General features: G+C 71.4%; 12 protein-coding genes. 4 read left to right on the top strand and 8 right to left on the bottom strand.

Annotated elements, in window-relative coordinates:
* Window positions 1–3: 3 nt before the first annotated feature.
* Entirely contained in the window at window positions 4–873 is an 870-nt protein-coding gene (locus tag Ato02nite_RS11960; protein WP_213006538.1) for an FAD binding domain-containing protein, read from the bottom strand.
* Window positions 874–994: 121 nt separating this feature from the next.
* On the opposite strand from Ato02nite_RS11960, the gene Ato02nite_RS11955 reads away from it, so the two are divergent.
* The gene (locus Ato02nite_RS11955) at window positions 995–2,065 is read left to right on the top strand and encodes an XdhC family protein (RefSeq protein ID WP_213006537.1); all 1,071 of its coding nucleotides are present in this window, start codon (window positions 995–997) and stop codon (window positions 2,063–2,065) included.
* Window positions 2,066–2,325: 260 nt separating this feature from the next.
* Window positions 2,326–2,796, top strand: a complete 471-nt coding sequence (locus tag Ato02nite_RS11950) for a C40 family peptidase (RefSeq protein WP_213006536.1) — start codon at window positions 2,326–2,328, stop codon at window positions 2,794–2,796.
* 53 nt (window positions 2,797–2,849) lie between these two features.
* Here the strand turns inward: Ato02nite_RS11950 and Ato02nite_RS11945 are convergent, their stop codons facing one another.
* From Ato02nite_RS11945 to Ato02nite_RS11925, 5 genes are all read right to left on the bottom strand, one after another.
* Window positions 2,850–3,335, bottom strand: a complete 486-nt coding sequence (locus Ato02nite_RS11945; protein ID WP_246606642.1) for a DUF1062 domain-containing protein — start codon at window positions 3,333–3,335, stop codon at window positions 2,850–2,852.
* Window positions 3,336–3,595: 260 nt separating this feature from the next.
* Window positions 3,596–4,570 carry a nucleotidyltransferase domain-containing protein gene (locus Ato02nite_RS11940; protein ID WP_246606639.1) on the bottom strand — a complete coding sequence of 325 codons (975 nt, stop codon included), beginning with the start codon at window positions 4,568–4,570 and terminating at the stop codon, window positions 3,596–3,598.
* Window positions 4,557–5,321, bottom strand: coding sequence for a Pr6Pr family membrane protein (locus Ato02nite_RS11935; protein ID WP_213006534.1), 765 nt, complete (start codon window positions 5,319–5,321; stop codon window positions 4,557–4,559). The genes Ato02nite_RS11940 and Ato02nite_RS11935 overlap by 14 nt, the downstream gene beginning before the upstream one ends.
* Window positions 5,322–5,381: 60 nt before the next feature.
* Window positions 5,382–6,134 (bottom strand): SAM-dependent methyltransferase, encoded by a 753-nt coding sequence (locus Ato02nite_RS11930; protein ID WP_213006533.1) that lies wholly within the window; start codon window positions 6,132–6,134, stop codon window positions 5,382–5,384.
* Between the two features lie 11 nt (window positions 6,135–6,145).
* Window positions 6,146–8,908, bottom strand: coding sequence for a DEAD/DEAH box helicase (locus Ato02nite_RS11925; RefSeq protein WP_213006532.1), 2,763 nt, complete (start codon window positions 8,906–8,908; stop codon window positions 6,146–6,148).
* 64 nt (window positions 8,909–8,972) lie between these two features.
* Between Ato02nite_RS11925 and Ato02nite_RS11920 the strand changes: the two genes are divergently transcribed.
* Window positions 8,973–9,692, top strand: a complete 720-nt coding sequence (locus Ato02nite_RS11920; protein ID WP_246606637.1) for an HAD family hydrolase — start codon at window positions 8,973–8,975, stop codon at window positions 9,690–9,692.
* A 30-nt stretch (window positions 9,693–9,722) separates the two neighbouring features.
* On the opposite strand, the gene Ato02nite_RS11915 is transcribed toward Ato02nite_RS11920, so the two are convergent.
* A complete protein-coding gene (locus Ato02nite_RS11915) occupies window positions 9,723–11,171 on the bottom strand; it encodes an MFS transporter (protein WP_213006530.1) in 1,449 nt (482 codons plus the stop codon).
* A gap of 82 nt (window positions 11,172–11,253) precedes the next feature.
* Here Ato02nite_RS11915 and Ato02nite_RS11910 point away from each other — a divergent pair, with 82 nt between their 5' ends.
* The gene (locus Ato02nite_RS11910) at window positions 11,254–11,946 is read left to right on the top strand and encodes a TetR/AcrR family transcriptional regulator (RefSeq protein WP_213006529.1); all 693 of its coding nucleotides are present in this window, start codon (window positions 11,254–11,256) and stop codon (window positions 11,944–11,946) included.
* Here Ato02nite_RS11910 and Ato02nite_RS11905 read toward each other — a convergent pair.
* Window positions 11,937–12,203: a hypothetical protein gene (locus Ato02nite_RS11905; RefSeq protein ID WP_213006528.1), complete on the bottom strand. Its 267-nt coding sequence runs from the start codon at window positions 12,201–12,203 to the stop codon at window positions 11,937–11,939. The genes Ato02nite_RS11910 and Ato02nite_RS11905 overlap by 10 nt on opposite strands.
* Window positions 12,204–12,276 lie beyond the last annotated feature (73 nt).

Genomic DNA, 12,276 nt, shown 5'->3' with positions numbered 1-12,276 from the left:
GGTTCAGCTCCTCGCCCGCTCGACGGCCTTGCGCAGGGTCCTCCGGGTCAGTTCGTCGGCGAGGTGCCGCTTGTAGTCGGCGCTCCCCCGCTGGTCGGTGCTGGGATCGCAGCTGCGCGCGGCGATCGCACCGGCCTGTTCGTAGAGAGCTTCGCTCGGCGCGTTGCCGCGCAGGGTGTCCGAGATTTCAGGGATTCCCGTGGTATTCGGACCCACCGCCGCCAGTCCGACCCGCGCGTCGACGATCCTGCCCTCGGTGATCCACACTGCTGCCCCGGCGCTCACCACGGCCCAGTCCCCCGCCCGGCGCTCGACCTTCTCGTAGGCGCTGCCGTGGCCGCCGCGCCGCGGGAACCGGACCTCGACCAGGATCTCGTCGTCACCGACGGCGGTCTCGTACGGGCCGACGTGGAACTCCTCCATCGAGACGACGCGCTCGCCGGCCGACCCGCGGATCACGCAGCGCGCGTCGAGGGTCGTGCACACCGCGGAGAGATCCTCGGACGGGTCGGCCTGACAGAGCGACCCGCCGAGGGTGCCGCGATTGCGCACCACCGGGTCGGCGATCACCCGCTCGGCGTCCCGGAAGATCGGGAACGCGGCCGCCAGTTCGTCCGACTCGAGCAACTCGCGGTGCCGGGTGAGTGCTCCGATCCGTACCTCATCGGTCTGGATCTTGACGTATCCCAGCTCCGCATGGAGGGGATTGATGTCGATCAGATATTCGAAGTTGGCCAGCCGCAGCTTCATCATCGGCAGGAGGCTGTGCCCACCCGCCACGAGCCGCGCTGAGCTGCCCAGACGTTCCAGAAGTCCGATGGCTTGGTCCACGCTGGTGGCGCGTTCGTACTCGAACGGAGCCGGCACCTGCATAGCTGCACCTCCCGTGATCAAGAGCACACTCGCCGCCAAGTGGACCAAAGTCAACAGCGACCTAAGAGATCCCTTAACCAGCCGTTGACGAGGTCCCGCATGATCGCGGAAGGTACCGATCATGCGGGACATCGTGGACGGACTGGCCGCCTGGCAGGCGGACGGCGTGCGGTTCGCGGTGGCCACCGTCGTGCGCACCTGGCGTTCGGCACCGCGGCAACCGGGCGCGGCGATGGCCGTCAACGAACACGGCGAGGTGCTGGGCAGCGTCTCCGGCGGCTGCGTCGAGGGCGCCGTCTACGCCGCCGCCGAGGAGGTCATCAAGACCGGAAAGGCCCAGCAGCAGACGTACGGCGTGAGCGACGGCGACGCCTTCGAGGTCGGTCTCACCTGCGGCGGCACGATCGAGTTGCTGATCCAGCCGGACGTGGCCCTCGTGGACCTGGCCGAGGTGCTGACCGCGATCACCGACGGCCACCCGGTGGCGACCGCGTCGATGGCCGACAACCAGCTGGTGATCTGGCCCGGCCGCACGTCCGGCACGCTCGGCGATCCAGGCCTCGACCACGCCGCCGAACAGCAGGCGGCCGGGATGCTGGCCGCCGGCACCACCGGCATCGTGCACCTGGGCGACCACGGCGAACAGCGCCAGGAGGACGTCGAGGTCTTCGTGCAGACCTACCTCACGCCACCTCGCATGATCGTGTTCGGGGCGATCGACTTCGCCGGTGCGGTGGCAAAGATCGGAGGTTTCCTGGGCTACCACGTGACGGTCTGCGACGCCCGTCCGGTATTCGCCACCCGCAAGCGTTTCCCGACCGCCGACGACCTGATAGTCCAGTGGCCGCACCAATATCTGGAGTCGACCCCGGTGGACGAACGCACCGTCCTCTGCATACTCACCCACGACCCGAAGTTCGACGTGCCGCTCCTGGAGGTCGCGTTGCGCACTCCCGCGCGCTACATCGGCGTGATGGGCAGCCGTCGCACCCACGAGGATCGTTTGCGCCGCCTGCGCGAGGCCGGGGTGTCCGCGACCCAATTGGCGAGATTGTCCGCCCCGATCGGACTGGACCTGGGTGCGCGAACCCCCGAGGAGACCGCCGTGGCGATCGCGGCGGAGATCATAGCGAGGGCCTGGGGCGGGTCCGGTCTGCCCCTGACCGGCCGGGATGCCCCGATTCACGGGTAGCGCTTCGGTAACAAGCCCCGGTTTCCGTGCCGGGTCCCCGGCCCGCGGTCGATCGTGTCCGGCGCAGCCACCCGGCACCGGGCGGCCGCCACACCGCACCTGGACGCCGAGTCCCGCCCACCGGGCGCGGTCGATGACCTGTCTCCGACCGGAAACTTCAGTGGGCGGAAGCGGGGGAACCAAGCCGCCGGCGGTGGCTGACCTCGCAGGCGATTGAAGGGCCAAGGAACCTCGTGTCCCGCTTTGCCCTGCCCGTTTGGGTGTTTTCCGTCGTCCTGTCCGTCGCGGCCGTCCTGGTCGCCGGTCCGGCCGCCCCTGCCTTCGCCGCCGCCCCTGCCTTCGCCGCCGCCCCTGCCTTCGCCGCCGCCCCTGCCTCGGCCGCCGCGCGGCTGATGGCAGCCGCTGAAGCCCAGCGTGGCAAGCCCTACCGCCGCGGAGCTCAGGGGCCCGACGTGTTCGACTGCTCCGGCCTGACCACCTACGTCTTCCGCAGCGTGCACATCGCCCTGCCGCGCACCGCGAACGCCCAGTTCCACGCCGCCCACCCGGTGAGCCGGACCGCGGCCCGCCCCGGCGACCTGGTCTTCTGGGTGCACGGCCAGCACTCCTACCACGTGGGCGTCTACGCCGGTGGCGGCCAGGTCTGGCACGCGCCGAAACCCGGCGACCGGGTCCGTCTCGCGAAGATCTGGTCCTGGCGCGAGGTCCGCTTCGGCCGCGTAACCGCCTGACCACCTCGCGCCGCGCCGCCGCCGGCCAGGCATTGCCCGGCGGCGGCACGGGTTCACCGCTTGAGCGTGAAGGTGAAATCGCCGGAGCGAGTGCCGCCCAGCCGGATCGCCGAAACCACCTTCCCTTCCGCGATCAGACCGTCCACCTCGGCCCGGGAAAGGCCGCACCCATCGGCGATCAGCCGAACCGGCCGAACCGGGATCCGGGCCGCGAAGCGCACCGCCACCTCCATCACCTCGTTCACGTCGCGATCGAGGTGGTCCGATCTGCCGGTGTCGAGACGCCAGGCACCCGCCCAGTCGAGGGCGATCCGGTTACGCCGCTGCACCACCGGATCCTGGAGCAGCTCGAACACCAGCCCGAGATCGTTGTCGTGCAACCGGTCCAGCAGCCCCGGCCGGATGGACCGAACCGTGGTCCGCTCCAGAATCGTGAGCTTCGCCGTCTCCCCGCACCCGGCACAGAGCACGAGCAGCCAGACATCGAGAAGTTTGTGATTGGCGTTGACGCGAAATTTCCCGCTCGCCCGGAACCGCACCGCCGCACACGTGTGACAACGACGGCGGACAAGGGGCAGGCGAACAGGCACAACCATCCAGTTTTCGAGCACAGAGGGACACCGTTTCCAGTGAGAAATCCGCAGCAAGAAGGTGCACGACGCCCATCGGCGTCGCGCGACAGATCAGCGCTCGGGAGGTCTCACAGGGTGTACAACGGCACGTCCCCACCTGGACAACTTGTTCCAGCAGCACGCTATTGACGCCCACCGGCGCCACGCCACCCGTTTTCCGGTGCGGGTCAGCGGTGCTGGGTGATCAGTTCGCGGAGCTCGGCCAGGTGGGCGTCGAGGGCCGGGTCGGGTGAAGCGATCCACGGTCCACGGAACTGGGGCCGCCGGGAGGCGAGGTCGGTGAAGGCGGCGATCTGGTCGCGGGCGTTCTCGGCCTGGCTGACGTCCTCACCGACCGCGATGCGGGCGGCGTAGCACAGATCGATACGTTCCCGCAGCCAGGCCGGAGCGAGTTCGGCGCGTTGCTCCGAGCTGTCCGGGCCGGCCGAGGCCAGGACGGCGATCCGGGCGGCGAGAGCCATCTGGCCGTGCCGTTCGGCCATGCGCTCGAAACGGGTCCATTCCCGGCCCAGGGAACCGAGCCGTTCACCCCACCGTTCGATGAGGACCAGGCGCAGCGCGCGGGCCGAGACCCGCAGCAGCTGGGTGGCGCCGGCCGGGTCCGCGGTGCGGATTCGGGTCGCCTCGGCCAGAGCGTCGGTGGCCTGCTGATACCAGAGGTCGATGCGGGCGGCGACGACCGCGGGATGGAACCGGACGGTGCGGATCCAGTCGGCGAACGCCGTGCCGAGTTCGTCCCCGGGGTCGGCGGCGTGCCCGCCGTAGGCCTTGTCGATCCCGTGGAACCAGCGCGGTTGGGCAATCTGGGCGACCGCATGTTCCGGTCCGGCGGCGACCGTCTCGCGGACCTCGGTGGTGGTGAAGGCCAGCCAACCGACGTCGAGGGCCTGGGCGCGACCGGATCCGGTCCACCAGTCGACGAGTTCGGCGCGACGCCGGTCGAGCCGGGTCGCCGACTCCTCCGGATCGGTGGAGTCGTCGTAGATCGGCAGCACGTCGATATCGGACATGGGCCAGGGTTCGCCGCGCCCGATACTGCCGGCCACGATGAGCCCGTGGACGCCGGGCGTCTGCCCGAGCACGGCGACGGCTTCGCGTAGTCGCTCGTCGAGCAGCTGCCGCCACCGGTCAGTGGGCTTCATGCGCCTCGACCGGCTCCGCCACCGAGGCCGAGCCGCCAGCCTGCTCCAAGTCACCGGTCTGCTCCGGCCCACCGGCTCGCCCCGGTGCCGCCGCCTGGCGCGGAGCCGGCATCGCAGGACGCCGGGCGCCGAGCGACGCCAGCCGATCGAGGCCGACCACCGCCGCCCCCAGCACCGCGAAGATCACCGCCAACTCGACGAACTGCCCGCTGACCCAGTCGTAGCCGCGCGTGCTCGGGTCCAGGAAGAAGTAGGGGTAGCGAATCGGCGCCGTCGGCACGAGGACCGCGCGGAACTCCACCGCCAGCCCGTACCCGAGCGGGTAGAGGATCCACAGCGGAATGTCCCGCCAGCGCACCATCCGGTGCGGCCCGAACGCCACCCAGTCGATCAGCACCATCACCGGCACCACGTAGTGGACCAGGAACATCGACCGGTTGGTGGTCGCGACCGCGGGATCAGCGGCGGCCAGCCCCGGCAGCGGGTTGGCCCCGTGGTTGAGCATGAAATGCGAGATCAGGCAGGTGATCAGAATCCACAGCGTGACCGCACCCCGCAGCCGAGGCGCGGGCGGATCAACCGTCTGCCGCTTGATCATCCAGTACAGCGTGCCCGCGAAGAATCCGAGCGTGATGAGGTTGCTCTGGCAGGTGTAGTAGATGACCCGCTGCTCGCCCATGAGCAACCCGGACACCCCGCAGGCCACGATGACCGCACGCCACCAGAACTGCGGCCGCGCATAGACCCGCATGATGTTCCCTCCGCCACGCTTACCAACGGGTAACGAGTATGCCCGGCGAAGCTCGGAAGATCACGGCAGCCGTGCGACCAGCCCGTTGCACCCCACGTCCTCCGCCGACGGGCGCGGCTGCGACTCCTCGCCGGCGTGCCAGTGCGCCACCGACACCAGGCCGGGCGGAACCATCTCCAGGCCGGCGAACCACGCCCAGAACGCCGCACCCGGGCGCGGCACGAAACGACCGTCGGCGTTCGACGCCTGGAGCTTCCCGATTACCGCCGCCGGAACGTACTCCCAGGTGGCGTGGCTGGCGACGACGTAGCTGCCGGGCGCCAGCGCGGCCAGCAAGGTCCGCACGATCCCGGCCGGGTCCTCGTCGTCGCGCACGAAGTGCAGCACCGCCCCCAGCATCAGCCCGACCGGCTGCCCCGGGTCGAGAAAGGCGAACGACGGATGCTCGAGAATCTCCCGCGGCGACCGCACGTCGGCCTCGATGTAGGGGCCGGGCAGCGACGCCGCCTGCGAGGTCACCAGCGGATCGTTGTCCACGTGCAGGATGCGGGCGCCGGGTGCGTCGATGCCGCCGGGCGCCGGCAGGCCGGTGCCGATGTCGAGGAACTGCCGCACGCCCTGCGCCGCGACGAACCGCGCGGCCCGGCCGACGAACCGGCGGTTCTCGACGGCCATCAGCCGGATCGTCGGCATCGCGGCCTCGATCGCGTCGCCGGAGGCGCGGTCCGCCTCGAAGTGGTGCGAACCGCCCAGCCAGTAGTTGTACCGCCGCGCGGGATGCGCCTGCGACGTGTCGATCTTCGCGTCCACCATGGACAGCCACTCTAGAGCTCGACCTGGTAGGCCAGCACCCCCCGGTTGACCAACTTGATCGCCTTGCGGGCGGCGTCGCGGACCTCGGTCGTCGACGCCGGGGCCTCCTTGATCTGGCCGAGCAGGTCGAGCACCTGCCGCGCCCAGCGCACGAAGTCGCCGGCCGGCATGTCGGCGTCGTAGTTGTGGCCGCTGGCCAGCACCGCGGCGAGCGGCTCGCCGCGGGCCCACCGGTACATCGGCCAGACGAAGCCGGGGTCGGGCTCGCGGGTCAGGGTCAGCCCGTGCGCGGCCTCGTCGGCGGCGATCTCGCCCCACAGCTTGGTGCAGGTGTCGACGGCCGCGGTGATCGGGCCCTTGGGCACCGAGGCGCGGTCGTCGCCCTCGCGCCGCGACTCGTAGAGCACCATGGACACCGCCGCGGCCAGCTCCTCGGGCGCGAGACCGTCCCACACCCCCTGCCGCAGGCACTCGGCGACCAGCAGGTCGGCCTCGGACCAGATGCGCCCGAGCATGCGGCCCGCGTCGGTCACCTCGCCGTCGGCGGTCAGGTAGCCCCGGTCGGTCAGCACCGTGCACACCTGGTCGAACGTGCGGGCCAGCGAACCGGTGCGCCCGGCCACCTTGTCGCGCAGCGCGTCGGTGTCGCGCTGGAGGCGGTGCCGCCGCTCGGCCCAGCGGGCGTGTTCCTCCCGCTCGGGGCAGGCGTGGCACGGATGCTGCCGCATCTTGACCTTGAGCAGGGCGATCTCGGCGTCCTCGCCGGGGTTGCCGGCGTTTCCGCGCCGGCCGCGGCGGCCGCCGCCGTGCCGGTCCAGGCCGGTGGCGGAGACCCGGGCGGCGAGGTCGCGGCGGGCGGCGGGCGAGCGGTGGTTGAAATGCTTGGGTACGCGGATGCGCTCCAGCACCTCGACCGAGCCGGGGAAGTCGGCGGGGCTGATCCGGCCGGCCCATCGGTCCTGAGTGAGCACGAGCGGCCGCGGTTCGCCGAACCCGCCGGTCGGCGGCTCGAGCACGACGGCGAGCCCGGCCCGCCGCCCCTGCGGCACCCGGATCACGTCGCCGACCTTGAGCCGCTCGAGCGAGGACACCGCCTCGGCCCGGCGCTGGTTGGCGCCCTGGCGGGCGAGGGCCCGCTCCCGATCGGCGATCGCGATGCGCAGACCGAAGTATTCGTCGAAGTCGCCGTGGTGGCAGGCGGCGTCCGACCCGTACGTCTCCATGGTTTCGACGTTGCGCTGGACCTGCCGGGCCAGCCCGACCACCGAGCGGTCGGCCTGGAACTGGGCGAACGACGACTCGAGCAGATCACGGGCCTTGTCGGCGCCGACCGTGCCGACCAGGTTGACCGCCATGTTGTAGGACGGGCGGAACGACGAGCGCAGCGGATAGGTGCGGGTGGAGGCGAGCCCGGCCACGTGCCGCGGGTCGACCTCGGGGCTCCACAGCACGACGGCGTGGCCCTCGACGTCGATGCCGCGGCGGCCGGCCCGGCCGGTCAGCTGGGTGTACTCCCCCGGGGTCAGGTCGACGTGCGCCTCGCCGTTGTATTTCACCAGGCGCTCGAGGACCACGCAGCGGGCCGGCATGTTGATGCCGAGCGCCAGCGTCTCGGTGGCGAAGACCGCCTTGACCAGGCCGTTGACGAAGCACTCCTCGACCGCCTCCTTGAAGGCGGGCAGCATGCCGGCGTGGTGGGCGGCGACGCCGCGCTCGAGGCCGTCGAGCCACTCCCAGTAGCCCAGCACCGACAGGTCTTCGCGCGGGATCGAGGCGACCTTGGCGTCGGCGATGCGCCGGATCTCGGCCCGCTCGTCGGGGTCGGTGAGCCGCAGGCCGGCGGCCAGGCACTGCTGCACGGCCGCGTCGCAACCGGCCCGGCTGAAGATGAACAGGATGGCCGGCAGCAGCCCGGCCCGCTCGAGCCGGTCGACCACCTCGGGCCGCGGCGGCGGCTGCCAGCGGCGCGACCGGCCGCCCCGGTTTCCCGGACCGTAGGACCGGTCGGTCATCTCGAGCCGGCGCTCCATCTCGCGGGAGTAGCGCAGCAGCTCGGGGTGCACGTCGTGCTTGCGGGCCGCGTCGGCGTCGTGGAACAGGTCGAACATGCGGCGCCCGACCAGCATGTGCTGCCACAGCGGGACCGGCCGGTGCTCGCTGACCACGACCTCGGTCTCGCCGCGCACGGTGACCAGCCAGTCGGCGAACTCCTCGTAGTTGCTGACCGTCGCGGACAGCGAGACCAGGTTGACCGAGGCCGGGAGGTGGATGATCACTTCTTCCCAGACCGCGCCGCGGAACCGGTCGGCCAGGTAGTGGACCTCGTCCATCACCACATAGGCCAGCCCGTTGAGCGAGGCCGAGCCGGCGTAGAGCATGTTGCGCAGCACCTCGGTGGTCATCACCACCACGGGGGCGTCGCCGTTGATCGCGTTGTCGCCGGTGAGCAGGCCGACCTTGTCGGCGCCGTAGCGGTCGACCAGATCATGATATTTCTGGTTGGACAGCGCCTTGATCGGCGTGGTGTAGAAGCACTTGCGCTCCCCCGCCCGCAGCGCCAGGTGCACCGCGAACTCACCCACCACGGTCTTGCCGGCGCCGGTCGGCGCGCACACCAGCACGCCGCTGCCGCGCTCCAGCGCCTCGCAGGCCGAGCGCTGGAAATCGTCGAGGTCGAAGCCCACATCGAGCATGAAGTCCTGCAGCTGGGGAAACTCGGCCTGCCGGGCCGCCCGCCGCTTGGACTCCGCAAACCTTTCGGCGGGACTCGTCATGACCACAACGCTACTTCCTGGGTGTGACAACTCGCAGCACCGGCGGGCTCGGTATGGTGCACCCGTGCCGGAAGCCGTGGAATCGCCCCGACAGGTCGACGCCGTTTTGTTCGACTTCCACGGCACCCTCGCCCAGGTGGAGGATTCGGTTCGCTGGGTGCAGCAGGCCGCGGCGGCCTGCGGCCACGATCTCGACCGGGGAAAGGCGACGGTCCTGGCCGACCGCCTGGTCATGGCGGGGCGGCCCGGCGGGCCGGTTCCGCACCGCGTCCCACCCCATCTGGCCGAGCATTGGGCCGACCGCGATCTGTACGCCCACAGCCACCGCGCCGCCTACACGGGTCTGGCCGCGACCGTGACGACGGATGTGGCCGGCCTCCCCGACGCCCTGTACGACCGGCTGCTGGCCGCCGAGGGCTGGCTCCCCTACGCCGACACCGCGAACACGCTGCGCATCCTGCACGACGCCGGCATCAAGGTGGCGGTGGTCAGCAACGTCGGCTTCGACATCCGCCCGCACTTCGCGGCCTGGGGCATGGAACCGCTCGTCGACGCGTACACCCTGAGCTACGAGGTGGGCCGGCTCAAACCCGACCCGGCGATCTTCCTGCGCGCCTGCGGCATGCTCGGCGTCGACCCGGAGCGCACCCTGATGGTGGGCGACACCCCGGCCGACGCCGGCGCGGTCGACGCGGGTTGCGCCGCCCTGGTGCTCCCGGCCGCCGAGCCGGGCCGCCCCAACGGCCTGTCCGCCACCCTGGCCCTGGCCGGCTGCCAGGCCTGACCCCAACCGCGCCCCGCCGGCCCCAGCGGATCAGGCCGGGCCGGCGCCGCGGGATGCGCGGCGGGCGGCCCAGACGACGAGGGCGGCGCAGACGGCGGTGAGCGCGAGGGTCGCCGTGGTGATGGCGTTCTCGAAGGCGTGTGCCCCGGCCGCGCTGCGGCCGATGTCGGTGAGCGGCCCGGTCAGCGCGGCGGCGACGATGGTGCCGGTGACCGCCAGGCCGATGCTGCTGGCCACCTCGGTGCCGGTGTCGTTGAGGGCGGCGCCGGTGGAGGTGAGGTCCTCCGGGAGGCCGCGCATGACGGTGACGGTCGCGAGAATCATGATCACCCGCATGCCGGCCGAGGCGAGCACCAGCGCGATCGCGATCCAGGTGTACTGGTACCGGCCGAGCAGCGCGTAGATCAGCAGGCCGGCGATGACCGCGGCGGCGCCGATCGGGCCGGCCCGGTGGGTGCCGAGCTTCCCGACGAACTTCTCCACGAACGGGCCGATAGCGATCATGGTGATGATCTGCGGAAGGCTGCCGAGCGCGGCCTGGGCCGGTGACCAGCCCCAGACGAGCTGGAGCTGAAGCGTGACGCCGTAGGCGAGGGCGGCCATCCCGAGGCCGAGCGCGGCCTGGTAGGCGAGGCCGGCCGAGACGTTGGGCCGCCTGATCAGGGCGAAGTCGATGACCGGGTGGGCGGTGCGGCGTTCCCGGACGACGAAGCCGACGGCACTGAGCACGGCCCCCACACCGGCCGCCCACGGCGCGGCCGAGCCCCAGCCGTCCTCGACGACCAGGGTGGCGGTCCAGAGCGCCAGGATGATCGTGGCCGTGCCGAGCATGGCGCCGAGCAGATCGAGCGGCGTGGCATTGCGGTTCGACGGGTCGTCGGCCGGGATGCCGCGGCGGATGCAGATGACCGCGAGCACGGCGATCGGCACGTTGGCCACCAGCAGCGCCCGCCAGGGCGCGATCTCGAGGACCAGACCGCCCAGGGTCGGGCCGGCCGCCATCCCGATCAGGCCGACCGTGGAGATGAAGCCGGTCGCCCGCATCAGGAGATTCTCCTGGTCGAACAGGCGGAAGCACAGCGCCATGGTGCCGGGCGCGGTCATCGCGGCGGTGACCCCGATCGCGGCCCGCAGCGCGATCAGCTCGCCCGGCGTCCGCACGAACAGCACGAGCAGGTTGGCGACCGCGAACAGGCTCAGCCCGATCAGCATCATCCGTTTGGTGCCGACCCGGTCGGCGATCGCGCCGAACGCGATCATCAGGCCGCCGAACAGCAGCGAATAACCGGTGGTGATCCACTGCAGGTCGGACGCCGAGGCGTTCAGGTCCCGCGCGATCGTCGGCAGCGCGACGTTGAGCACGGAGTTGTCGAGCATCTCCACCAAGAAGACGACCGACAGCCCCAGGATCGCGGGCCACACGGCCCGCAGCGAGTTGGCGCGCACCGGCTCGCGCACCTCAAGGACGTTGGCACTCATCACGATCCCCCTCCCGACGACGCTGGAACGTCGTTCCAGAACCCAGTTTGGAACGCCGTTCCAGACATGTCAAGATGGGTGCATGGCGAGTAAGGCACGGCACACCGACCGGCGTACGGACGCCCTGTCCCGGGAGCGCATCGTCGCCACGGCGGTCGAGCTGCTCGACGCCGCCGGTGCGGACGGGCTGACCTTCCGGGCCCTCAGTGCAGAGCTGAGGACCGGCGCCGGCGCGATCTACTGGCACGTGGCGAACAAGAGCGAGCTGCTGGGCGCCGCGACTGACGCCGTCCTGGCCGGCGCGACGACCGTTGCGGAGGCCACGCCCGAGGCCGAGGTCCGCGCGCTGGCGCTCGGCCTGTTCGACGCGATCGACGAGCACCCCTGGCTCGCCGGGCAACTCGCCCAGGGGCCGTGGAAGTCGGAGGCGCTGCGGATCTTCGAGCGCCTCGGGCAGCGGGTGCAGGCGCTCGGCGTGCCCGGTCCCGCCCAGTTCACGTCGGCGACCGCACTGATGCTGTTCATCGTCGGCGCCGCCAGCCAGAACGCGGCGAACGCGGCGAACGCGGCCGAGCTCCGGCGGGCCCAGCCGGACGCCAGCCGAACCGCACTGCTGGCCGGCGAGTCGACGATGTGGGAGGGCCTCGACCCGGGCGACTATCCGTTCCTGCACGACATCGCCGGTCAGCTGCGTGAGCACGACGACCGGGAACAGTTCCTGGCCGGCGTCGATCTCATCCTGGCCGGCATCGCCGCACTCCGGCCTCAGGCGTAAGCGTCCAGGGCGACGCCCTTACGGACGCCCTTCGGCTTCGCGGGGGCGGCGGCCTCGGCCTTGGCCGGCTCAGCGGCGGAAGCGGGGGCCGGTGCGGTGGTGGCAGCCTTGCCGCCGGGCTCCCCGCCCGGGGATGCCGAGGGAGCCGTCGCGGCCGCCGCGTCGGCCATCGACTTCAGCGTGCTCCGCGCGGTGTCAAACGCCGTGGTGGCGAGCGAGGCGGCGTTGGTCAGCGAGCGGAGCGAGTTCAGCGACATGCCAACACGTTCGGCCGCCCCGGAGAGAACTGACCGCCAGGCCGCCCGCGCAACCCGACCGCACCCGGCGAAA

The sequence above is a fragment of the Paractinoplanes toevensis genome, from assembly GCF_018332695.1.
GTDB lineage: Bacteria > Actinomycetota > Actinomycetes > Mycobacteriales > Micromonosporaceae > Actinoplanes > Actinoplanes toevensis.
This window is presented reverse-complemented; position numbering and strand designations above follow the sequence as displayed.

Coding starts and splice junctions, on each gene's coding strand:
- Ato02nite_RS11960 (WP_213006538.1), bottom strand. CDS start 873: ATGCAGGTGCCGGCTCCGTTCGAGTACGAACGCGCCACCAGCGTGGAC.
- Ato02nite_RS11955 (WP_213006537.1), top strand. CDS start 995: ATGCGGGACATCGTGGACGGACTGGCCGCCTGGCAGGCGGACGGCGTG.
- Ato02nite_RS11940 (WP_246606639.1), bottom strand. CDS start 4,570: ATGAAGCCCACTGACCGGTGGCGGCAGCTGCTCGACGAGCGACTACGC.
- Ato02nite_RS11935 (WP_213006534.1), bottom strand. CDS start 5,321: ATGCGGGTCTATGCGCGGCCGCAGTTCTGGTGGCGTGCGGTCATCGTG.
- Ato02nite_RS11930 (WP_213006533.1), bottom strand. CDS start 6,134: ATGGTGGACGCGAAGATCGACACGTCGCAGGCGCATCCCGCGCGGCGG.
- Ato02nite_RS11925 (WP_213006532.1), bottom strand. CDS start 8,908: ATGACGAGTCCCGCCGAAAGGTTTGCGGAGTCCAAGCGGCGGGCGGCC.
- Ato02nite_RS11915 (WP_213006530.1), bottom strand. CDS start 11,171: ATGAGTGCCAACGTCCTTGAGGTGCGCGAGCCGGTGCGCGCCAACTCG.
- Ato02nite_RS11910 (WP_213006529.1), top strand. CDS start 11,254: ATGGCGAGTAAGGCACGGCACACCGACCGGCGTACGGACGCCCTGTCC.
- Ato02nite_RS11905 (WP_213006528.1), bottom strand. CDS start 12,203: ATGTCGCTGAACTCGCTCCGCTCGCTGACCAACGCCGCCTCGCTCGCC.